The 21,967-nt window shown below is 65.3% G+C and carries 18 protein-coding genes; 11 read left to right on the plus strand and 7 right to left on the minus strand.

Going from position 1 to position 21,967, the window contains the following annotated elements; translation table 11 throughout:
- The first annotated feature begins 24 nt into the window (after window positions 1–24).
- The 4 genes from ileS to dut all read left to right on the plus strand — a co-directional run bounded on the left by ileS (window position 25) and on the right by dut (window position 5,144).
- A complete protein-coding gene (ileS, locus tag H3O04_RS04415) occupies window positions 25–2,862 on the plus strand; it encodes an isoleucine--tRNA ligase (RefSeq protein WP_023477035.1) in 2,838 nt (945 codons plus the stop codon).
- A gap of 2 nt (window positions 2,863–2,864) precedes the next feature.
- Window positions 2,865–3,365, plus strand: coding sequence for a signal peptidase II (lspA, locus tag H3O04_RS04420; RefSeq protein WP_006478035.1), 501 nt, complete (start codon window positions 2,865–2,867; stop codon window positions 3,363–3,365).
- Between the two features lie 67 nt (window positions 3,366–3,432).
- A complete protein-coding gene (gene coaBC, locus H3O04_RS04425; RefSeq protein WP_011694367.1) occupies window positions 3,433–4,644 on the plus strand; it encodes a bifunctional phosphopantothenoylcysteine decarboxylase/phosphopantothenate--cysteine ligase CoaBC in 1,212 nt (403 codons plus the stop codon).
- 53 nt (window positions 4,645–4,697) lie between these two features.
- A complete protein-coding gene (gene dut, locus H3O04_RS04430; RefSeq protein ID WP_011546016.1) occupies window positions 4,698–5,144 on the plus strand; it encodes a dUTP diphosphatase in 447 nt (148 codons plus the stop codon).
- A 58-nt stretch (window positions 5,145–5,202) separates the two neighbouring features.
- Here the strand turns inward: dut and H3O04_RS04435 are convergent, their stop codons facing one another.
- The 4 genes from H3O04_RS04435 to clpS all read right to left on the minus strand — a co-directional run bounded on the left by H3O04_RS04435 (window position 5,203) and on the right by clpS (window position 10,204).
- A complete protein-coding gene (locus H3O04_RS04435; protein WP_200160421.1) occupies window positions 5,203–5,973 on the minus strand; it encodes a COG4705 family protein in 771 nt (256 codons plus the stop codon).
- A gap of 136 nt (window positions 5,974–6,109) precedes the next feature.
- Entirely contained in the window at window positions 6,110–7,489 is a 1,380-nt protein-coding gene (locus H3O04_RS04440; RefSeq protein ID WP_200160422.1) for an amino acid permease, read from the minus strand.
- Window positions 7,490–7,592: 103 nt separating this feature from the next.
- Window positions 7,593–9,893 (minus strand): ATP-dependent Clp protease ATP-binding subunit ClpA, encoded by a 2,301-nt coding sequence (gene clpA / locus H3O04_RS04445; protein WP_011694369.1) that lies wholly within the window; start codon window positions 9,891–9,893, stop codon window positions 7,593–7,595.
- Window positions 9,890–10,204: an ATP-dependent Clp protease adapter ClpS gene (clpS, locus tag H3O04_RS04450; protein ID WP_006398529.1), complete on the minus strand. Its 315-nt coding sequence runs from the start codon at window positions 10,202–10,204 to the stop codon at window positions 9,890–9,892. The genes clpA and clpS overlap by 4 nt, the downstream gene beginning before the upstream one ends.
- 289 nt (window positions 10,205–10,493) lie before the next feature.
- Here clpS and H3O04_RS04455 point away from each other — a divergent pair, with 289 nt between their 5' ends.
- Entirely contained in the window at window positions 10,494–10,661 is a 168-nt protein-coding gene (locus H3O04_RS04455) for a hypothetical protein (RefSeq protein WP_155123336.1), read from the plus strand.
- Between the two features lie 87 nt (window positions 10,662–10,748).
- Entirely contained in the window at window positions 10,749–10,952 is a 204-nt protein-coding gene (locus H3O04_RS04460; protein ID WP_006478030.1) for a cold-shock protein, read from the plus strand.
- 180 nt (window positions 10,953–11,132) lie between these two features.
- On the opposite strand, the gene H3O04_RS04465 is transcribed toward H3O04_RS04460, so the two are convergent.
- Window positions 11,133–12,740, minus strand: a complete 1,608-nt coding sequence (locus H3O04_RS04465) for a multicopper oxidase family protein (protein ID WP_202587216.1) — start codon at window positions 12,738–12,740, stop codon at window positions 11,133–11,135.
- Between the two features lie 610 nt (window positions 12,741–13,350).
- On the opposite strand from H3O04_RS04465, the gene H3O04_RS04470 reads away from it, so the two are divergent.
- A complete protein-coding gene (locus H3O04_RS04470; RefSeq protein ID WP_006478028.1) occupies window positions 13,351–13,575 on the plus strand; it encodes a hypothetical protein in 225 nt (74 codons plus the stop codon).
- A 123-nt stretch (window positions 13,576–13,698) separates the two neighbouring features.
- On the opposite strand, the gene H3O04_RS04475 is transcribed toward H3O04_RS04470, so the two are convergent.
- The gene (locus tag H3O04_RS04475; protein WP_202587217.1) at window positions 13,699–15,927 is read right to left on the minus strand and encodes an NADP-dependent isocitrate dehydrogenase; all 2,229 of its coding nucleotides are present in this window, start codon (window positions 15,925–15,927) and stop codon (window positions 13,699–13,701) included.
- A gap of 280 nt (window positions 15,928–16,207) precedes the next feature.
- On the minus strand, window positions 16,208–17,464 hold the full coding sequence (gene icd, locus H3O04_RS04480; protein ID WP_006478026.1) for an NADP-dependent isocitrate dehydrogenase: 1,257 nt from the start codon (window positions 17,462–17,464) through the stop codon (window positions 16,208–16,210).
- A gap of 277 nt (window positions 17,465–17,741) precedes the next feature.
- On the opposite strand from icd, the gene H3O04_RS04485 reads away from it, so the two are divergent.
- From H3O04_RS04485 to fusA, 4 genes are all read left to right on the plus strand, one after another.
- Window positions 17,742–18,320: a pseudouridine synthase gene (locus tag H3O04_RS04485; RefSeq protein ID WP_023477040.1), complete on the plus strand. Its 579-nt coding sequence runs from the start codon at window positions 17,742–17,744 to the stop codon at window positions 18,318–18,320.
- Window positions 18,321–18,601: 281 nt separating this feature from the next.
- Window positions 18,602–18,817, plus strand: coding sequence for a hypothetical protein (locus H3O04_RS04490; protein WP_011352970.1), 216 nt, complete (start codon window positions 18,602–18,604; stop codon window positions 18,815–18,817).
- A 160-nt stretch (window positions 18,818–18,977) separates the two neighbouring features.
- Entirely contained in the window at window positions 18,978–19,478 is a 501-nt protein-coding gene (locus H3O04_RS04495; RefSeq protein ID WP_023477041.1) for a DUF192 domain-containing protein, read from the plus strand.
- 240 nt (window positions 19,479–19,718) lie between these two features.
- On the plus strand, window positions 19,719–21,830 hold the full coding sequence (gene fusA / locus H3O04_RS04500; RefSeq protein WP_175769148.1) for an elongation factor G: 2,112 nt from the start codon (window positions 19,719–19,721) through the stop codon (window positions 21,828–21,830).
- The last annotated feature ends 137 nt before the right edge of the window (window positions 21,831–21,967 follow it).

Raw genomic sequence — 21,967 nt, forward strand, 5'->3', positions numbered from 1 at the left:
CCCGATTTAGATAGCGATCCCATCATGAGCAACAAGAAAGCCGATTCGAAACCGCAGGCCAAGTATCCGGTCAACCTGCTCGACACGCCGTTCCCGATGCGCGGCGATCTGCCCAAGCGCGAGCCGCAGTGGGTCAAGGAGTGGGAAGAGCGCGGCATCTACGAGAAGATCCGCGCGGCCAGCAAGGGCCGCCCGAAGTTCATCCTGCACGACGGCCCGCCGTATGCGAACGGCGACATCCACCTCGGTCATGCGGTCAACAAGATCCTGAAGGACATCGTCGTCAAGTCGCGCAACATGGCCGGCTTCGACGCGCCGTACGTGCCGGGCTGGGATTGCCACGGGATGCCGATCGAGATCCAGATCGAGAAGCAGTTCGGCAAGTCGCTGCCGGCGGCCGAAGTGATGAGCAAGGCGCGCGCGTACGCGACCGAGCAGATCGAGAAGCAGAAAGTCGGCTTCAAGCGCCTCGGCGTGCTCGGCGACTGGGCCAACCCGTACAAGACGATGAACTTCGTGAACGAGGCGGAAGAAATCCGCGCGCTCGGCAAGATCATCGAGAAGGGCTACGTGTACCGCGGGCTGAAGCCGGTGAACTGGTGTTTCGACTGCGGCTCGGCGCTCGCGGAAGCGGAAGTCGAGTACAAGGATCGCACCGATCCGACGATCGACGTGATGTTCGCGTTCGCGGAGCCGGAAAAGACCGCGCACGCGTTCGGCCTGCCGGCACTGCCGCGCGCCGAGGGCGGCATCGTGATCTGGACCACCACGCCGTGGACGATCCCCGCCAACCAGGCGCTGAACCTCCATCCGGAAATCATCTACGCGCTGGTCGACACCGAGCGCGGGCTGCTGATCATCGCGCAAGAACGCGTCGAAGCCTGCATGACCGACTTCAAGCTGACGGGCCGCGTCGTCGCGACCGCGCCCGGCGTGAAGCTCGCGAACCTGCGCTTCCACCACCCGCTCGCATCGGCCCACCCCGGCTACAAGCGCACCGCGCCCGTCTACCTCGGCGACTACGTGACGACCGACACCGGTACCGGCGTCGTGCACTCGTCGCCCGCGTACGGTATTGAAGACTTCATGTCGTGCAAGGCGCACGGGATGACTGATTCCGACTTCATCAACCCGGTGATGGGCGACGGCCGCTACATCGAATCGCTGCCGCTGTTCGGCGGCCTGTCGATCTGGGATGCGAACCCGAAGATCGTCGACGCGCTGAACGCGGCCGGCTCGCTGCTGCGCAGCGAGAAGTACACGCACAGCTACATGCACTGCTGGCGCCACAAGACGCCGATCATCTACCGCGCGACGTCGCAGTGGTTCGCCGGCATGGATGTGACGCCGCAAGACGGCGGCAAGACGCTGCGCGAAACGGCGCTCGAAGGCGTCGACGCGACCGCGTTCTATCCGTCGTGGGGCAAGCAGCGCCTGTTCAGCATGATCGCGAACCGTCCCGACTGGACGCTGTCGCGCCAGCGCCAGTGGGGCGTGCCGATGGCGTTCTTCGTGCACAAGGAAACCGGCGAGCTGCACCCGCGCACGCTCGAGCTGCTCGAGGAAGTCGCGAAGCGCGTCGAACAGTCGGGCATCGAGGCGTGGCAATCGCTCGACCCGCGCGAGCTGATCGGCGACGACGCGAACCTGTACGAAAAGAACCGCGACACGCTCGACGTGTGGTTCGACTCGGGCACGACGCACTGGCACGTGCTGCGCGGCTCGCACAAGGATCAGCTGCAGTTCCCGGCCGACCTGTACCTCGAAGGCTCGGACCAGCATCGCGGCTGGTTCCACTCGTCGCTGCTCACCGCATCGATGATCGATGGCCGCGCGCCGTACAAGGGCCTGCTCACGCACGGCTTCACGGTCGACGGCGAAGGCCGCAAGATGAGCAAGTCGCTCGGCAACGGCATCGACCCGCATGAAGTCGCGAACCGCCTCGGCGCGGAAATCATCCGCCTGTGGATCGCGTCGACCGACTACTCGGGCGAGCTCGCGATTTCCGAGGAAATCCTGAAGCGCGTGACGGAGGGCTATCGCCGCATCCGCAACACGCTGCGCTTCCTGCTCGCGAACCTGTCGGATTTCGACTTCGCGCAGCACGCGGTGCCGGTCGACGAATGGCTCGAGATCGACCGCTACGCGGTCGCGTTCTCGCAGCAGTTGCAGACGGAGCTGCTCGGCCACTACGAGAAGTACGAATTCCACCCGGTCGTCGCGAAGCTGCAGACGTACTGCTCGGAAGACCTCGGCGGCTTCTACCTCGACGTGCTGAAGGATCGCCTGTACACGAGCGCCGCCGATTCGCGCGCGCGCCGCTCCGCGCAGACCGCGCTGTATCACCTGACGCACGGGCTGCTGCGCGTGCTCGCGCCGTTCCTGTCGTTCACGGCGGAAGAGGCGTGGAAGGTGTTCCAGCCGGCGAGCGACACGATCTTCACGGAAACCTACTATGCGTATCCGGAAGTCGCCGGCTCGGCCGCGCTGATCGAGAAATGGGCGCTGCTGCGCGACGTGCGCGGCAACGTGACGAAGGCGCTCGAGGAAGCGCGCACCGCGAACCGCATCGGTTCGTCGCTGCAAGCCGAAGTGGCCGTGCATGCGAGCGGCGCACGCTACGACGCGCTGACGAGCCTCGGCGACGACCTGAAGTTCGTGCTGATCACGTCGGCCGCGACGGTCGTCAAGGTCGACGACGAAGCGCAGGAAAGCGTCGACGTGGCCGCGTCGAAGTACCAGAAGTGCGAGCGCTGCTGGCACTACCGCGAAGATGTCGGCGCACACGCCGAGCACCCGACGCTGTGCGGCCGCTGCTTCTCGAACCTGTTTGAAAACGGCGAAATCCGGAGCGCTGCTTAAATATGGCGAAGACCCTGTCGAAACCGGCCAGCGGCGCGCTCGCGCCCTGGCTCGGCATTTCGCTGATCGTGATCCTGTTCGACCAGCTGTCGAAGATCGCGATCCTCAAAACGTTCGCGTACGGCGCGCAGCATGCGCTGACGTCGTTCTTCAACCTCGTGCTGGTGTACAACCGCGGTGCCGCGTTCGGCTTCCTGTCGACCGCGAGCGGCTGGCAGCGCTGGGCGTTCACCGCGCTCGGCGTCGGTGCGACGCTCGTGATCTGCTTCCTGCTGAAGCGCCACGGCCACCAGCGGCTGTTCAGCGTGTCGCTCGCGCTGATCCTCGGCGGCGCGCTCGGCAACGTGATCGACCGGCTCGTCTACGGTCACGTGATCGACTTCCTCGATTTCCACCTCGGCGCGTGGCACTTCCCGGCGTTCAACCTCGCCGATTCCGCGATCACGGTCGGGGCGGTGCTGCTGATCTACGACGAGTTGCGTCGCGTGCGCGGCGCGCGCTGAGCGCGCATACTCCGTGTCGACGGCCGGCTTCGCGCCGGCCGTTCCGTTTGACCCCAGGAGGCCTGAGTTGGCACACGCAGAACTTGCAGGAAAACACCTCGTTCTCGGCCTGACGGGCGGCATCGCCTGCTACAAGATCGCCGAACTCACGCGGCTGCTCGTGAAGGCCGGCGCGACCGTGCAGGTCGCGATGACCGACGCCGCCACCCAGTTCATCACGCCCGTCACGATGCAGGCGCTGTCGGGCCGGCCCGTCTATACGAGCCAGTGGGACGCGCGTATCGACAACAACATGGCGCACATCGACCTGTCGCGCGAAGCCGACGCGATCGTGATCGCGCCCGCGTCGACGGATTTCCTCGCGAAGCTCGCGCACGGGTTCGCCGACGACCTGCTGTCGACGCTGTGCGTCGCACGCGACTGTCCGCTGCTCGTCGTGCCCGCGATGAACCGCCAGATGTGGCAGAACCCGGCCACGCAACGCAACGCCGCGCAACTGCGCGCGGACGGCGTATCGGTGCTCGGCCCGGATTCGGGCGCGCAGGCGTGCGGCGAGGTCGGCGACGGCCGCATGCTCGAGCCCGAGGCGATCTATGAAGCGATCGTCGCGCACTTCGCGCCGAAGGTGCTCGCGCACCGCCGCGTGCTGATCACGGCCGGGCCGACCTTCGAACCGCTCGACCCGGTACGCGGCCTGACGAACCGCTCCAGCGGCAAGATGGGTTTCGCGCTCGCGCGCGCCGCGCAACAGGCCGGCGCCGACGTGCATCTCGTCGCCGGGCCGGTCGCGCTCGACACGCCGTGGGGCGTGTACCGCCAGGACGTGCAGACCGCGCAGCAGATGTACGACGCGGTGATGCATGCAGTGGCCGAAGCCGACATCTTCATCGCAGTGGCCGCGGTCGCCGACTGGCGCGTCGACCAGCCGGCCGAGCACAAGATGAAGAAGACGGCCGACCGCAAGATGCCGGCGCTCGCGTTCGTCGAGAATCCCGACATCCTCGCGTCGGTCGCGGCGCTGCCCGATGCGCCATTCTGCGTCGGCTTCGCGGCCGAAAGCGGCGACCTCGACGTGCATGGCGACGAGAAGCGCAAGCGCAAGAACGTGCCGTTGCTCGTCGGTAACCTCGGCCCGCTGACGTTCGGCCGCGACGACAACGAAGTCGTGCTGTTCGAGGCCGCCGGCCTCACGCGCCTGCCGCGCGCCCCGAAGGACGAACTCGCGCACGTGCTCGTCGCGGAAATCGCGAAGCGCCTGCCCGACAACCGCCTGATCTGATCCCGCGCGGCGGCCATAGCCGCCGCGCCCTTCCCGACCGATTCGACGACCGCATGAAACTCGACCTGAAGATTCTCGACGCGCGCATGCGCGACTACCTGCCCGCCTACGCGACCACCGGCAGCGCCGGCCTCGATCTGCGCGCGTGCCTCGACGCACCGGTCACGCTGCAGCCGGGCGAAACCACGCTCGTGCCGACGGGCCTCGCGATCCACCTTGCGGACCCCGGCTATGCGGCGCTGATCCTGCCGCGCTCGGGCCTCGGCCACAAGCACGGGATCGTGCTCGGCAACCTCGTCGGCCTGATCGATTCCGACTACCAGGGCCAGTTGATGGTCTCGACGTGGAATCGCGGCCAGACCGCGTTCGTGCTGAACCCGTTCGAGCGCCTCGCGCAGCTCGTGATCGTGCCGGTCGTGCAGGCACAGTTCAACATCGTCGACGAATTCACCGAGAGCGATCGCGGCGAAGGCGGCTTCGGCAGCACCGGGCGCCACTGAGCCACGCGGCATAAAAAAAGGGGCCACGCTGAGTGGCCCCTTTCCTTTTCACGCACCGTCACTTGCCGGCCGGTTGCGCGATCCGCGCGGGCGCCGGTTCGCGGCGCCGCGCCTGCGCGATGCTTGCATAGACGACCATCGCGACCAGCACGCCGAGCAGTACGGCCGACGAGCCGACCGTGCCGAGCGCGAGACCGCCCTTCGCGACCGGCTTCGTCAGCAGGTCGCCGACCGTCGCGCCGAACGGACGCGTGAGCACGAACGCGGCCCAGAACAGCAGCACGCCGGAGATTCGCGTGAAGTAGTGCGCGAGCACGATCGCCGCCAGCAGGCCGCCGATCAGCAGTGCGCCGCCGCCGAAGCCGAGCCCCGAGCTGTCCGCGAGGAAGTCGCCGAGCGCGGTGCCGAGCGTGTTCGAGAACAGGATCGCGATCCAGTACAGCAGTTCGACCTTGCGCGTACGGATCAGGTCGACCGACAGCGATTCGCCGCTGAAGCGCCAGACCGCGAAGATCGCCAGCAGGATCGCGACGAGGATCGACGAGCCGGCCGCATAGCCGAGGCCGAGCGTGCGATCCATGAAGTCGGACATCGTCGTGCCGGCCGTGCTCGTCGCGACGATCACGGCCCAGTAGATCGCCGGGCGATAGCGCGTCGTCCTGAGCTGGGCGCCCAGCGTCACGAGAAAGAAACCGAACAGCAGGATCGAGCTCACCGCGTAGCCGACGTTCAGCGTCATCGACAGCAGGTCGCCGCCCGTTTCGCCGAGCGTCGTCGCGCAGATCTTCATGATCCAGAACGCGAGCGTGATTTCGGGCAGTTTGTTCATTCGAACCCCTTTTTGCAGGAAGCGGCGCGCCGGTGCGGATCGGCACGCCATGCAGACAGGCTCGAATGTAGGCGCAGCTCGCTTAACGGAACCTTAGCGAGTGTGACGAACGGCGCGAGTGCCCACGCCGCCACGATCAGCGCGCGTGCTGGTACCGGTAATGCAGCGCGTAGGCGAGCGTCAGCAGCACGGCGAACACGACGCCGACCACCATCGTCATCCGGAATTCGCGCGTGAAAGCGGTCGTCAGCAGGATCGCGGCGACGAGCCCCGCGCCGAGCAGGCTGCCGAACGGGTGCCCCCACATCCGGAACGCGAGCGCGGGGCCGCGATACCGCGCACGGAACCGCAGGTGCGTGACGAAGATCATCAGCCACGTGAACAGCGCGCCGAACATCGCGATCGCCATCATCACCGTGAACGCGGTGTCGGGCGCGAGCGCGACCAGCACGGCCGCCACCGCGACGCCGCTCGTCGAGATCCACAGCGCCGCGCGCGGCACGCCGTTCGCGCCGAGCCGGCCGAACACCGCGGGCGCGAGGCGCGCGCGCGACAGGCTGAACATCATCCGCGTCGTCACGTAGAGCTGGCTGTTCATCGCCGACAGCGCCGCGATCAACAGCACGAAGTTGATCACGCCGGCCGCATACGGCACGTGCGTCGCGGCCATCACCTTCACGAACGGGCTTTCGTCGGTGCCGGCCTGCGTCCATGGCACGATCGCGAGCATCAGCGCGAGCGTCAGCAGGTAGAACAGCACGAGGCGGAACACGGTCGAGCGGAATGCGCGCGTGACCGCGTGCTGCGGATCGCGCGCCTCGCCGGCCGCGATCGCGACCGCTTCGATGCTCATGTAGCTGAAGATCGCGACGATCACCGCGACCCACGTACCCCACGGCCCCTTCGGCATGAAGCCGCCGTGCGCGGTGTAGTTCGCGAAACCGATGCCCGATGCGACCGGCGCCGCCCACACGAGATACGCGCCGAGCACGATGAACACGACGATCGCCGCGATCTTCAGCAGCGAGAACGCGTATTCGACCGTCCCGTACAGCGTGACGCTCGCGAGGTTCACCGCGATCAGCAGCGCCGAGAAGCCGATCACCCAGTACCAGCCGGGCACGGCCGGGAACCAGTACTTCATGAACACCGCGATCGCGCTGATCTCGGTGCCGATCGCGAACACGACCGCGAACCAGTACGCGTAGCGCACCAGGAAGCCCGCGAGCGGGCCGACGTAATGCTCGGCATAGGCGCCGAACGAGCCGGCCGTCGGATGCGCGACGGTCATTTCCGCGAGCGCGCCCATCAGCAGCAGCGCGATCAGCGCGCCGATCGCATAGGACACCAGCACGCTCGGGCCGGCGAGCCCGATCGCGAACCCACTGCCGAGGAACAGCCCCGTGCCGATCGCGCCGCCGATCGCGATCATCGCCATCTGCCCCGACGTCAGCGCGTGGCGCAACCCTTGTTCGCGCGCGACGATAGCGTCGAACGACCGTTGTTGTTGTGTCACTGCGTTACCACTCCCCTGCACCACCATCGCGCCGCCGGCGCCGGATAAAACGAAACGGCGCGGAGAACTTCCCGCGCCGTTCGCATGAACAACGAATTATCGCTTACTCGACTTCGACCGTCTCTTCGTTCGGCTTGTGCGGCGGATTTGCCAGCTTGTCGAACGACAACTGCACCTTGTCGCTTTCGTCGACGTCGACCGTCACGTGGCCGCCGTTGAGCAGCTTGCCGAACAGCAGTTCGTCGGCCAGCGCGCGCCGGATCGTGTCCTGGATCAGCCGCTGCATCGGCCGCGCGCCCATCAGCGGGTCGAAGCCATGCTTCGCGAGATGCTTGCGCAACGCGTCGGTGAACAGCGCGTCGACCTTCTTCTCGTGCAGCTGTTCCTCGAGCTGGATCAGGAACTTGTCGACCACGCGCATGATGATTTCCTCATCGAGCGAGCGGAAGCTGATGATCGAATCCAGGCGGTTGCGGAACTCCGGCGTGAACAGGCGCTTGATGTCGGTCATCTCGTCGCCGGTTTCGCGGCGCGTCGTGAAGCCGATCGTCGCCTTCTGCATCGACTCGGCGCCCGCGTTCGTCGTCATGATGATGATGACGTTGCGGAAATCCGCCTTGCGGCCGTTGTTGTCCGTCAGCGTGCCGTGGTCCATCACCTGCAGCAACACGTTGAAGATGTCCGGATGCGCCTTCTCGATTTCGTCGAGCAGCAGCACGCAATGCGGCTTCTTCGTGACGGCTTCGGTCAACAGGCCGCCCTGGTCGAACCCGACGTAGCCCGGCGGCGCACCGATCAGCCGGCTCACCGCGTGACGCTCCATGTATTCCGACATGTCGAAGCGGATCAGCTCGATGCCGAGCGTGAACGCGAGCTGGCGCGCCACTTCGGTCTTGCCGACACCCGTCGGGCCGGAGAACAGGAACGCGCCGATCGGCTTGTCCATCTTGCCGAGGCCCGCGCGCGCCATCTTGATCGACGCCGCGAGCGCATCGATCGCCGGGTCCTGGCCGAACACGACGCTCTTCAGGTCGCGGTCGAGCGTCTGCAGCTTGCTGCGATCGTCCTGCGACACGCTTTGCGCAGGCACGCGCGCGATCTTCGAGATGATTTCCTCGATCTCGCTCTTGCCGATCGTCTTCTTCTGCTTCGACTTCGGCAGGATGCGCTGCGCGGCGCCCGCCTCGTCGATCACGTCGATCGCCTTGTCCGGCAGGTGACGGTCGGTGATGAAGCGCGCCGACAGCTCGGCCGCGGCCGACAGGGCGCCCGACGAGTACTTGACGCCGTGATGCTCCTCGAAGCGCGACTTCAGCCCGCGCAGGATCGCGACCGTCTGCTCGACGCTCGGCTCCGTCACGTCCACCTTCTGGAAGCGCCGCGACAGCGCCGCATCCTTCTCGAAGATGCCGCGATACTCGGTGAACGTCGTAGCCCCGATGCACTTGAGCGTGCCCGACGACAACGCCGGCTTCAGCAGGTTCGACGCATCGAGCGTGCCGCCCGACGCGGCGCCCGCGCCGATCAGCGTATGGATTTCGTCGATGAACAGGATCGCGTGCGGGCGCTCCTTGAGCTCCTTCAGCACCGTCTTCAGCCGCTGCTCGAAATCGCCGCGATACTTGGTGCCCGCGAGCAGCGCGCCCATGTCGAGCGAGTACACCTGCGCGTTCGCGAGGATGTCCGGCACTTCGCCGCGCGTGATGCGATACGCGAGCCCTTCCGCGATCGCGGTCTTGCCGACGCCGGCTTCGCCCACGAGCAGCGGGTTGTTCTTGCGGCGACGGCACAGCACCTGCACGACGCGCTCGACCTCGGGCTCGCGACCGATCAACGGATCGATGCGGCCGTCCTTCGCCATCTGGTTGAGGTTCTGCGTGAACTGCGCGAGCGGGGTTTCCTTCTGCGCATTCGCGTCTTCGCTTTCCGCGTTCGCATCGGTCGACTTCGCGGCTTCGCCGTTGTTCGTCTTCGCGATGCCGTGCGAAATGAAGTTCACCACGTCGAGACGCGTGACGCCCTGCTGCTGCAGGTAGTACACGGCGTGCGAATCCTTCTCGCCGAAGATCGCGACCAGCACGTTCGCGCCGGTGACTTCCTTCTTGCCGTTCGACGTCGACTGGACGTGCATGATCGCGCGCTGGATCACACGCTGGAAACCGAGCGTCGGCTGGGTATCGACGTCGTCGGTACCCGGGACGGTAGGTGTGTTGTCGTGGATGAAATTGCGCAGGTTCTGACGCAAGTCCTCGATGTTGGCCGCACACGCGCGCAACACCTCGGCTGCCGTCGGATTATCCAGCAGGGCCAGCAGCAGGTGCTCGACCGTAATGAACTCATGGCGCGCCTGGCGTGCTTCCATGAACGCCATGTGCAGGCTGACTTCCAATTCCTGGGCAATCATGCTTCCTCCATCACGCACTGCAGCGGATGCCCTGCCTGCCGCGCATGGGTAACGACTTGCTCAACCTTGGTCGACGCGATGTCCCGCGTATAGACCCCACAAACCCCTCGCCCTTCGCGATGGACCTTCAGCATGATCTGCGTGGCCGTCTCGCGATCCTTCTTGAAATACTCCTGGACCACCATCACGACGAACTCCATCGGCGTGAAGTCGTCGTTGAGCAGCACCACCTTGTACATCGAAGGCGGCTTGAGCTTCTGCTGCTTGCGTTCCAGGACGGTACTGTCCTGCTTGTCCGGGATAATCGCCATACACCCATTCTAAACAACTCGGACAGGCCCGCAATCCTGCCATTACCCGACCGACCGGCCGGCGCCCTCCCCGGTGTCCCGGAACACGCGATCGTCTTCGCGCCATACGAAAGCCGGCTGCGGTGCCGGCTTTCACGCATGGCGCGGAACACGAACCGTCAGGGGGAAGCTCACCGGAACGTCGTGTCCGCATCCAGTATCCCACAAGCCGGGACGACTCGAACGCGTGTCACTCGAGCCTGGTATATGAGCCGATTATGCGGCTTTTCAAGCCCCCGCGCTTGGCCACATGCTGCAAAGCAAAGCCGGAAAAACCCTGAAAATGGGTTCTTTACAACGACCCTCTAAACGTCTAAAAATTCCACTTGACACTCCAATAAAGAGCGCCAACAATCAAGCTGGCACTTTTTTCAATTTGCCGATTGGCGAAACGAAAGAGGCCGAGGTGAGCTTGTGAGGGGGGAACGGCCGTATTTTGGTCGTTTAGCTTTTCGAGCGTGCTCGTGGTAAGTAGCAGCGACTGTGTGACAGGGGAAGTAGGAAAATGGCAACTGGTATCGTTAAGTGGTTCAACGACGCGAAGGGCTTCGGTTTCATCACTCCCGACGAGGGCGGTGAGGATCTGTTTGCGCACTTCTCGGCTATCACCATGAATGGCTTCAAGACGCTGAAGGAAGGCCAGAAGGTGAGCTTTGACGTCGTTCAAGGACCGAAGGGCAAGCAAGCGTCGAACATCCAGGCCGCATAAGGCATCGGATATCGGACGAAGAAACCCGGCGCACAGCGCCGGGTTTCTTTTTTTGTGGCCGGCCAATCGATAATCGATTGGCCGGCCTTTTCGTTCAATCCCGATAATTGAACGCGCATTGTCTTGTCACGCATGCAGATCGGATATCGAATCCGCATGTGAAACATATCCGCAGCTTCGTTACACGACCTTCAGCGTACCCATCATGCCGAGATCCTCGTGTTCGAGAATGTGGCAATGAAACATGCGCTCGCCGGGCATGTCTTGCGTGACGAGCAGCGACACGGTTTCACCACTGCGCACGTTTACGGTATCGCGCCACGCACGGAACGGCTCGCTCGTGCGCGAACCGGCCGACGTCCGCTCGATCACCTGAAACTGCGTGCCGTGCAGGTGGAACGGGTGGTCCATGTCCGTCGTATTGCGGATCTCCCAGCGCTCGACGTCGCCGCGGCGGCTCGTCAGCGTCGCGCGGTGCGGCGCGTAGGTGTCGCCGTTGATCGTGAAGCGCATGCCTGCCGGGCGGCCGTGCGCCGCACCCTTCATCATCGCGTCCATGTCCATTTCCTCGCCGAACGCGACCGTCTTGTGCGCGACCGGTTCGCCCAGCGGCGGTACCGCGCGCAGCGTGGCAGGCAGCACACGGGCCTCGGCGGGCGCAAACGCGACATCGGCCAGCGCCAGCGCCGGATCGGGCGGCAGGCTGCCGTGGCCATCGTCGTGCGACATCGCCATCTTGCGGCGGTCGTACTCGGCCGCCTGCAGCACCGTGCGCGACGCGCGGTCGCCGGCGCGCACCAGCAGTTCCGCCCGCTCGCCCGGCGCAATCAGCAGCGACGTCACGCGCCGCGGCGTGTCGAACAATCCGCCGTCGGTGCCTGCGTGCTCGAACACGCGGCCGTCGTCGAACGCGATGCGCAGGTAGCGCGCGCTGCATGCATTCCAGACACGCCAGCGCTCGTCGCTCGCGACGTCGATGCGCGGCCGGCGCGCGCCGTTGACCAGCACGAATTGACCTTCCCGGCCGTTCATCCAGTCCATCATGTCGTTCGGCGCAATCGTGCCGTCGCGTGCAAGCTTCAGATCCGACACGAACAGGTGACGCTCGGGCCAGCCGGCTAGCGGATCGTCCGCGGCGCGCACGACGAACGGGCCGGCCAGCCCGCGGAACACCTGCTCGGCGGTCATCATGTGCGGATGCGGGTGGTACCAGTAAGTCCCGGCGCTGCCCTTCGGCAGCGTGAAGCGATACACGCGCGACGCGCCGGGCGCAACGGGATCGGACGGATTGCCGTCCTGGTCGGGCGGCACGGGCAGGCCGTGCCAGTGGATCGTCGACGGCTGCGGCAGCTTGTTCACGAACCGGATCTCGACCGTATCGCCCTCGCGCACGTCGATCAGCGGGCCGACCACGGGGCCTTGCGTACCGGTACCGAACTGCCAGAACGTCGTCGGCCGCGCGCCGCGCAGCAGCGGTCGCGCCACCGGTTGAGCGACCAGCGTGGCCCGGAACGTGCCGGGCTCACGGCTTTCGTTGGCGAGCGTGCGCAACGTCGCGAGCGGCGCGCCGGCCGGCAGCGCGTCGGCGGCCGCGAGCGCGGCCGGCGCGGGCTGGCCGTGCTGCGCGTGCGCCGACATCCCTGACATACCCGACATGCCCGGCATGTCGTCCATCGAATCCATGCCGGCCATGCCCGCGTGACCGGCATGCTGCGCCGACGCGGTGCGCGCGAACAGCGACGCGGCCGCGACGCCGATGGCGCGCGACAGGAAGGTTCTCCGTCTCATCAATCGATCCTCGTTGTTCATGCGGCGCCGCGCGACAGCCGCGGCGGTCGCGTCATCATAACCGCAGGGCCGGATCGAAAAACGCCGCCGGCCCCGCGGGCGGCGATACGCCGCGGCAAGCGTCGCCACCGCGGCGGACGGCGCCACGACCTGCGTCGCCAGACGGCGTCTCGGCAACCATCGTTACTCTCCTGCCGCCCCTTTGCGCCGGCCAGCAAACACGCTTTGCGCCTTCCAACCCGGCCCCGCGTTCACGCTCGCGGCCCCGATGGTCCGCAAACCTGCCAATTTTTCACGATGCGGAACAAGTCACTGCGTTATAAAAATTCGTGATGCAGAGCACAAATTTCCCGTTTCGCGATGCCGAAAAACGTTCCGCAATGCAAAACGACAAAAATAAATTACTGTTTTTAAAAAAGAATTTTTGTTTCGAGAAGCCGTTCTACATGCACCATCCGAGCGGGGCGCGGACGTAGACTTTGTTCCATGCACTGACGCTTCGCCACGACGTTCGACACGGAACCCGGCGCAAGCAGCCAGTCGGGCCACAGCCGGCCGAGCCGGCAGGCGGCACAACAGAATCGCTCGTGATCAGAAAGGGAGAACGGAAATGAAGGGATTTCGCTTTGGTTCAGCGCTCGGGTCGTTCTACATCCTGCCGGCAAACGGCGGCTGGGAAGCGACGTTCGGTAACGCCTCGCTCGGCGCGTTCTCGTGCCCGGAAGTCGCGGCCGACCGCATCTCTCGCGGCGACTGCGCGCAACCGTCCGAACTGGACACGGCCACGCTCGAAGTGCCGGACGAAATCGCCGAATGGGAAATCGTTCACGTCTGAATGGCAAGCCTCCAACGACAAACGCCCCGGGCGACCGAGGCGTTTTTCTTGTGTGCCGGACGGCGAACGGTTCAACCCGCCGCACCGGCACATGTACGGGCTCGCGCGCTGGCGCGGCCGGCGTCAGGCGAGCGCGTCGACGATGCCGTTCAGCGTCGCGCTCGGGCGCATGGCCTGGCTCGTCAGCTCGACGTTCGGACGGTAGTAGCCGCCGATCGCCTGCGGCTTGCCTTGCGCGGCCGCCAGTTCTTCCAGGATGCGCGCCTCGTTGTCGGACAGCGCCTTCGCGACACCCTCGAACTGCGCCTTCAGCGTGGCGTCCTCGGTCTGCTCGGCCAGCGCCTGCGCCCAGTACAGGCACAGATAGAAGTGGCTGCCGCGGTTGTCGAGACCACCGACCTTGCGCGCCGGCGACTTGTTCTCATCGAGGAACTTGCCGGTCGCCTGGTCGAGCGTCTTCGCGAGCACGAGCGCCTTCGGGTTTTGATAAGCGTTGCCGAGGTGTTCGAGCGACGCGGCCAGCGCGAGGAATTCGCCGAGCGAATCCCAGCGCAGGAAGCCTTCCTCGACGAACTGCTGCACGTGCTTCGGCGCGGAGCCGCCGGCACCCGTTTCGAACATCCCGCCGCCGGCCATCAGCGGCACGATCGACAGCATCTTCGCGCTGGTGCCGAGTTCCATGATCGGGAACAGGTCGGTCAGGTAGTCGCGCAGCACGTTGCCGGTGACCGAAATCGTGTCCTTGCCCGCGCGGATGCGCTCGAGCGAGAAACGCGTGGCGTCGACCGGCGTCATGATCCGGATGTCGAGGCCGTTCGTGTCGTGATCCTTCAGGTAGCGTTCGACCTTCGCGATGATCTGCGCATCGTGCGCGCGCGCCGGGTCGAGCCAGAACACGGCCGGGGCGCCGGTCGCGCGGGCGCGGTTGACCGCAAGCTTGACCCAGTCCTGCACCGGTGCGTCCTTCGTCTGGCACATGCGCCAGATGTCGCCCGACTCGACCGCGTGCTCGAGCAGCACGTTGCCGGCTTCGTCGATGACGCGCACGACGCCGTCCGCCGGGATCTGGAACGTCTTGTCGTGCGAACCGTATTCCTCGGCCGCCTGCGCCATCAGGCCGACGTTCGGCACGCTGCCCATCGTGACCGGATCGAACGCGCCGTGCTGCTTGCAGTCCTCGATCACGGCCTGGTAGACGCCCGCGTAGCAGCGGTCCGGAATCACGGCCTTCGCGTCGTACAGCTGACCGTCCGGGCCCCACATGCCGCCCGAATCGCGGATCATCGCCGGCATCGATGCGTCGACGATCACGTCGCTCGGCACGTGCAGGTTCGTGATGCCCTTGTCCGAGTTGACCATCGCGAGGCGAGGGCGCACCGCGTACTCGGCCTTGACGTCGGCTTCGATCGCTTCGCGCGTATCGGCCGGCAGGTCCTTCAGGCGCGCGTACAGGTCGCCGATCCCGTTGTTCGGGTTGAAGCCGGCCTTCGCCAGCACGTCCGCATGCTTCGCGAGCGCATCGCGGTAGAACACCGACACGAAGTGACCGAACAGGATCGGGTCCGAGACCTTCATCATGGTCGCCTTCAGGTGCACCGAGAACAGCACGTCCTGTGTCTTCGCGTCGGCGATCTGCGCTTCGATGAAGCTGCGCAGCGCATTGCGGCTCATCACCGATGCGTCGATCACTTCACCGGCCTTCACGGCCGTCTTTTCCTTCAGCACCTTCTTCGCGCCGTCGGTCGTCGTGAGTTCGATCTTCACGCTGCCGGCATCGGCGATCAGCGCCGACTTCTCGCTGCCGTAGAAGTCGCCTTCGGTCATGTGCGCGACGTGCGCCTTCGACGTGGCCTTCCACGCGCCCATCTTGTGCGGATGCTTGCGTGCGTAGTTCTTGACCGACAGCGGCGCGCGGCGGTCGGAGTTGCCTTCGCGGAGCACCGGGTTCACCGCGCTGCCCTTGATCTTGTCGTAACGTGCCTTGACGGCCTTTTCTTCGTCCGTCGACGGATCTTCCGGATAGGCCGGCAGCGCGTAGCCCTGCGCCTGCAGTTCGGCGATCGCGGCCTTCAACTGCGGCACCGATGCGCTGATGTTCGGCAGCTTGATGATGTTCGCTTCCGGCTTCAGCGTGAGCTGGCCCAGCTCGGCCAGATCGTCGGAACCCTTCTGCTCCGACGGCAGGACGTCTGCGAATGCCGCGATGATGCGGCCGGCGAGCGAGATGTCGCGCGTTTCGACGGCGACGCCGGACGAACGCGTGAAGGCCTTGACGATCGGCAGCAGCGAGTAGGTCGCGAGCGCCGGCGCTTCGTCGGTGAGGGTGTAGATGATCTTGGGCGAAGTGGACATGGTGGTCAAAGCATTGCTACGTGATTGAGGGACTGAGGAGCGCCGGCGGTAACCGGCGGGGAGCGACCGGGTCGATCGCGAAAGGGGCGCCGGCTCAGCCGGGCGGTGGTGTTGCGAGGGCCGTCATGGTCTACCTTGCAGGGCTTGCGGGCCGCTTCGCGGCGCCGCGGCCCGCATGCCGGGCCACCCTGCCAACAAACCTGCCATCCACGAAACGCTCCGGCGCCGGCAGTCAGCGCCGGGGCGGCCGGCACCGTGCCGGCCCACCCCGGAAGGGGTCTTACATGTTCTCGATCAGCACTTCGCCGAAGCCGGAGCACGACACCTGCGTCGCGCCTTCCATCAGGCGCGCGAAGTCGTACGTGACGCGCTTCTGCAGAATCGACTTCTCCATCGCGGCGATGATCGTGTCGGCTGCTTCCGTCCAGCCGAGGTGGCGCAGCATCATTTCCGCCGACAGGATCTCGGAACCGGGGTTCACGTAATCCTTACCCGCGTACTTCGGCGCCGTGCCGTGCGTCGCCTCGAACATCGCGACCGAATCCGACAGGTTCGCGCCCGGCGCGATCCCGATGCCGCCGACCTGCGCGGCCAGCGCGTCGGAGATGTAGTCGCCGTTCAGGTTCAGCGTCGCGATCACGTCGTATTCGGCCGGGCGCAGCAGGATCTGCTGGAGGAACGCGTCGGCGATCGAATCCTTGATCACGATCTCGTTGCCTGTCTTCGGGTTCTTCACGCGCATCCACGGGCCGCCGTCGATCAGCTCGCCGCCGAATTCCTTCTGCGCGAGCGCGTAGCCGGCGTCACGGAACAGGCCTTCCGTGAACTTCATGATGTTGCCCTTGTGCACCAGCGTGACCGACTTGCGATCGTTGTCGATCGCGTACTGGATCGCCTTGCGCACGAGACGTTCGGTGCCTTCGGTCGACACGGGCTTGACGCCGATCCCGGAAGTTTCCGGGAAACGGATCTTCTTCACGCCCATCTCGTCCTGCAGGAACTTGATCACCTTCTTCGCCTGCTCGGAGCCCGCGGCCCATTCGATGCCCGCGTAGATGTCTTCCGAGTTCTCGCGGAAGATCACCATGTCGATCTTCTGCGGCTCGCGCACCGGCGACGGCACGCCCTTGAAGTACTGGACCGGGCGCAGGCACACGTAGAGATCGAGCTCCTGGCGCAGCGCGACGTTCAGCGAACGGATGCCGCCGCCGACCGGGGTCGTGAGCGGCCCCTTGATCGACACCACGTATTCCTTCAGGACCTGCAGCGTTTCGTCCGGCAGCCACACGTCCGGACCGTACACCTTGGTCGCCTTCTCGCCCGCGAAGATCTCCATCCAGTGGATCTTGCGCTTGCCCTTGTACGCATGCGCGACCGCCGCATCGACGACCTTGATCATGACCGGCGTGATATCGAAGCCCGTACCGTCGCCTTCGATATAGGGAATGATCGGCTGATCGGAAACGTTGAGCGAGAAGTCCTTGTTGACGGTGATCTTGTCACCGCCCTCCGGAACCTTGATGTGCTGATACGGCATGATCGACTCCAGTGACGTGGCTGAGCAGGTGATGCTGGTCGAAGCTGCGCGCGCGGCGGGGGCGCGGCATGGCCACCCCGTGACGACAACAGCGAGCCGCTATTCTAGCGCCCCAACCGGGCACTTCGGCGTGAACCGCGGCACTGCGTATCAAGACCTCACTTATGTCTTATATAAGACAGAGGACTTGCCGTTCCGTATTATGCATTAAGATTCCGCCATTTGCCATAGACCGCCCGCCCCCGCTCCCCGCGGGGCGCCGGGCGGACGCCCCGCCATGAACCTGATCGCCCTCAACAAGCCGTTCGGCACGATTTGCCAGTTTTCCGCGCACGAGACGCGGCCGTCGCTCGGCGACTGGGTCAAAACGCCCGGCGTGTATGCGGCCGGCCGGCTCGACGCGGACAGCGAGGGGCTGCTGCTGCTCACCGACGACGGCGGGCTGCAGGCCCGCATCGCGGAGCCGCGCCACAAGCTGGTGAAGCGCTACTGGGCGCAGGTCGACGGCGCGCCGGGGCCGGCCGACCTGAAGGCGCTCGCCCGCGGCGTCGACCTCGGCGACTACGTGACGCGCCCGTGCCGCGCCGAATTCATCGAGCCCCCCGACACGCTGTGGCCGCGCAATCCGCCGATCCGCTACCGCGCCGCGATCCCGACCACGTGGATCGAGCTGGCGATCACCGAGGGCAAGAACCGGCAGGTGCGCCGGATGACGGCGGCCGTCGGCTTCCCCACGTTGCGCCTGGTGCGCGTCGGCATCGGCGCGCTGGACATATTCGCGCTCGGCATTGCACCGGGCGAAACGATCGCGCTGCCGCCGCGCGCGCCGTGGGACGGTTTCGCGCCCGCCAGATGACGAACCCGGGACGCGCGCATTTTTCGTCATCTTTTTCGTCAACCGCCTGCGGAGATCATGCGTTAAACCACGCAGATGCCAACCTTAGCTATCCGGCATTGGCAGCCGAACCCGTGTTTGCGTCACGAAAGCGACGTTTTATTCGAATACGATTCGGCGCCCGCAGCGCAAAGAGAAATTTCTCGAAGCGTCTGTCAACCGAAAGGTGGATGGCACCGTTAGACGACATGACTCCTATTGCCGGGTCATTTGGTTAATTAACTAAAGCTGAGGAACACAACATGAACAAACTGATCGCCGCTCTGGTCGCTGGCCTCTTCGCAACGGCTGCTTTCGCACAAGCTTCGGCTCCGGAAGCTGCTCCGGCAGCAGCAGAAGCTGCTTCGGCACCGGCTAAGCACGCTGCCAAGAAGCACCACGCTGCCAAGAAGCACCACAAGGCATCGAAGAAGGCTGCAGCAAGCGACGCAGCAGCACCGGCAGCTGCTTCGAACTAAGTAAGCTGGCTGTAATAACGCAGTCAAGAACACGCAGTCTTGCCGTTCTTACGGCGTTGAAAGGCAGATCACCGCAAGGCGATCTGCCTTTTTCTTTTTTGTGCCCGCCGGCGCGCATCGCGTACCATGCGGGTCTCGTTTTCCAGACAGGAGCCATGCTGTGTCATTCTCCCTGCGCCCGTCGCTCGGCCGCCTTGCGCGCGCCGTCGTGTTTCCCGCCGCGCTCGCCATCCTCGCGCTCGGCATGCAGGCCGCCGGCGCCCAAGTGCCGCCCGGCGCCAAGCAGCCGAGCGAGTTCCCGCGCGTGAAGCTGCGCGCCGGCATGTACGTGATCGACGCGGCCGTCGCCGCGAACGACGCCGACCGCGAACAGGGGCTGATGTACCGTTCGCAGCTCGCGCCGAACGAGGGCATGCTGTTCGTCTTCAACGAGAACGCCGTGCACTGCTTCTGGATGAAGAACACGCTGATTCCGCTGTCGATCGCGTTCATCCGCGCGGATGGCACGATCACCGACATCGACGAGATGAAGGCCGAGACGACCGACAACCACTGCCCGCGCAACAACGGCGTCTATGCGCTCGAAATGAGCAAGGGCTGGTTCGCCGCGAAGGGCATCAAGCCCGGCATGAAGCTCGACGGCCTGCCGCGGGCCCAGTAACCGCGACGGTCCGCGCGGCGGCATCGCGCCGCGCCCCGACCGAACAGCCGGCCGCCCGTCATTTCCTGTCGGGCGCCGGTTTTTTTTCGTCCGCCCGCGGCGCCCGCCTTGATTCGGCACCCGCTGCCCGCATCTGCAAAAGCCACGGACAAGCGCTATCCTTTAAATCTCGCTAGTTCCAGCCCGGGCCGGCACCCAATCAGCCGGCCCGCTTACGATCCGAACCACCAGGAGGTTCACGTGCCCCGCAAAACCCCCATCGAGCGCTATCGAAATATCGGGATCAGCGCTCACATCGATGCCGGCAAGACCACGACGACCGAGCGCATCCTGTTTTATACCGGTGTGAGCCACAAGATCGGTGAAGTGCACGACGGCGCGGCCACGATGGACTGGATGGAGCAGGAGCAGGAACGCGGCATCACGATCACGTCGGCGGCGACCACGGCCTTCTGGAAGGGCATGGCCGGCAACTATCCGGAGCACCGGATCAACATCATCGACACGCCCGGGCACGTCGACTTCACGATCGAAGTCGAGCGCTCGATGCGCGTGCTCGACGGCGCATGCATGGTCTACGACTCGGTCGGCGGCGTGCAGCCGCAATCCGAAACCGTGTGGCGCCAGGCCAACAAGTACAAGGTGCCGCGCATCGCGTTCGTCAACAAGATGGACCGGATCGGCGCCGACTTCTTCCGCGTGCAGAAGCAGATCGGCGAGCGCCTGAAGGGTGTCGCCGTGCCGATCCAGATTCCGATCGGCGCGGAAGATCATTTCCAGGGCGTCGTCGATCTGGTGAAGATGAAGGCGATCGTGTGGGACGACGAAAGCCAGGGCGTGAAGTTCACGTACGAGGACATCCCCGCGAACCTCGTCGAACTCGCACACGAATGGCGCGAGAAGATGGTCGAGGCCGCCGCCGAAGCGAGCGAGGAACTGCTCGAGAAGTATCTGCACGACCATGAATCGCTGACCGAGGACGAGATCAAGGCCGCGCTGCGCCAGCGCACGATCGCGAACGAGATCGTGCCGATGCTGTGCGGCAGCGCGTTCAAGAACAAGGGCGTGCAGGCGATGCTCGACGCGGTGATCGACTACCTGCCGTCGCCGGTCGACGTGCCCGCGATCCTCGGCCACGACTTCGCCGATCCGGAAAAGCCGGCGGAACGTCATCCGAGCGATGACGAGCCGTTCTCGTCGCTCGCGTTCAAGATCATGACCGACCCGTTCGTCGGCCAGCTGATCTTCTTCCGCGTGTATTCGGGCGTCGTGGAGTCGGGCGATACCGTGCTCAACGCGACGAAGGACAAGAAGGAGCGGCTCGGCCGGATCCTGCAGATGCACGCGAACGAACGCAAGGAAATCAAGGAAGTGCGCGCGGGCGACATCGCGGCGGCCGTCGGCCTGAAGGAAGCGACCACCGGCGACACGCTGTGCGATCCGGCCAAGCCGATCATCCTCGAGAAGATGGAATTCCCGGAACCGGTGATCTCGCAGGCCGTCGAGCCGAAGACGAAGGCCGACCAGGAAAAGATGGGCCTCGCGCTGAACCGTCTCGCGCAGGAAGATCCGTCGTTCCGCGTGCAGACCGACGAAGAGTCCGGCCAGACCATCATTTCGGGGATGGGCGAGCTCCACCTCGAAATCCTGGTCGACCGGATGAAGCGCGAGTTCGGCGTCGAGGCGACGGTCGGCAAGCCGCAGGTGGCGTATCGCGAAACGGTGCGCACGACGGCGACCGACGTCGAGGGCAAGTTCGTCAAGCAGTCGGGCGGGCGCGGCCAGTACGGCCATGCGGTGATCACGCTGGAGCCGAACCCCGGCAAGGGCTACGAGTTCCTCGACGAGATCAAGGGCGGCGTGATTCCGCGCGAGTTCATCCCGGCCGTCGACAAGGGCATCACCGAGACGCTGAAGAGCGGCGTGCTCGCGGGCTACCCGGTCGTCGACGTGAAGGTGCATCTGACGTTCGGTTCGTACCACGACGTCGACTCGAACGAAAACGCGTTCCGGATGGCCGGCTCGATGGCGTTCAAGGAAGCGATGCGCAAGGCGAAGCCGGTGCTGCTCGAGCCGATGATGGCCGTCGAGGTCGAGACGCCCGAGGACTTCATGGGCAACGTGATGGGCGACCTGTCGAGCCGGCGCGGCATCGTGCAGGGGATGGAGGATATCGCGGGCGGTGGCGGCAAGCTGGTACGTGCCGAGGTGCCGCTCGCGGAAATGTTCGGCTATTCGACGTCGCTGCGCTCGGCCACGCAAGGTCGTGCGACGTACACGATGGAGTTCAAGCATTACGCGGAAACGCCGGCGAACGTGTCGGAAGCCGTGATCAACGCGAAAGTGAAATAAGCGCCGCTCGCTCGCCCGCTGGCGCATGCGCGCAAAGCCCGTCCGGTTCGTTCCGGACGGGCTTTTTTCTTCCGGCGCGCATCGCGTTCGTGGCTTTTTGATCGGCGCGCCGGGCTTTTTTTCGCGTGCCACAATGG

Origin of the sequence: Burkholderia sp. KCJ3K979 (assembly GCF_016759955.1) — a bacterium.
Classification (GTDB): Bacteria; Pseudomonadota; Gammaproteobacteria; order Burkholderiales; family Burkholderiaceae; genus Burkholderia; species Burkholderia orbicola.

What these genes read in the sequence shown, in the direction of transcription:
- clpA (WP_011694369.1), bottom strand. Translation starts at nt 9,893, where the DNA reads ATGATTGCCCAGGAATTGGAAGTCAGCCTGCACATGGCGTTCATGGAA.
- dut (WP_011546016.1), top strand. Translation starts at nt 4,698, where the DNA reads ATGAAACTCGACCTGAAGATTCTCGACGCGCGCATGCGCGACTACCTG.
- H3O04_RS04470 (WP_006478028.1), top strand. Translation starts at nt 13,351, where the DNA reads ATGAAGGGATTTCGCTTTGGTTCAGCGCTCGGGTCGTTCTACATCCTG.
- H3O04_RS04435 (WP_200160421.1), bottom strand. Translation starts at nt 5,973, where the DNA reads ATGAACAAACTGCCCGAAATCACGCTCGCGTTCTGGATCATGAAGATC.
- H3O04_RS04490 (WP_011352970.1), top strand. Translation starts at nt 18,602, where the DNA reads ATGAACAAACTGATCGCCGCTCTGGTCGCTGGCCTCTTCGCAACGGCT.
- H3O04_RS04455 (WP_155123336.1), top strand. Translation starts at nt 10,494, where the DNA reads ATGCTGCAAAGCAAAGCCGGAAAAACCCTGAAAATGGGTTCTTTACAA.
- clpS (WP_006398529.1), bottom strand. Translation starts at nt 10,204, where the DNA reads ATGGCGATTATCCCGGACAAGCAGGACAGTACCGTCCTGGAACGCAAG.
- H3O04_RS04485 (WP_023477040.1), top strand. Translation starts at nt 17,742, where the DNA reads ATGAACCTGATCGCCCTCAACAAGCCGTTCGGCACGATTTGCCAGTTT.
- H3O04_RS04465 (WP_202587216.1), bottom strand. Translation starts at nt 12,740, where the DNA reads ATGAGACGGAGAACCTTCCTGTCGCGCGCCATCGGCGTCGCGGCCGCG.
- ileS (WP_023477035.1), top strand. Translation starts at nt 25, where the DNA reads ATGAGCAACAAGAAAGCCGATTCGAAACCGCAGGCCAAGTATCCGGTC.
- H3O04_RS04475 (WP_202587217.1), bottom strand. Translation starts at nt 15,927, where the DNA reads ATGTCCACTTCGCCCAAGATCATCTACACCCTCACCGACGAAGCGCCG.
- lspA (WP_006478035.1), top strand. Translation starts at nt 2,865, where the DNA reads ATGGCGAAGACCCTGTCGAAACCGGCCAGCGGCGCGCTCGCGCCCTGG.
- H3O04_RS04460 (WP_006478030.1), top strand. Translation starts at nt 10,749, where the DNA reads ATGGCAACTGGTATCGTTAAGTGGTTCAACGACGCGAAGGGCTTCGGT.
- icd (WP_006478026.1), bottom strand. Translation starts at nt 17,464, where the DNA reads ATGCCGTATCAGCACATCAAGGTTCCGGAGGGCGGTGACAAGATCACC.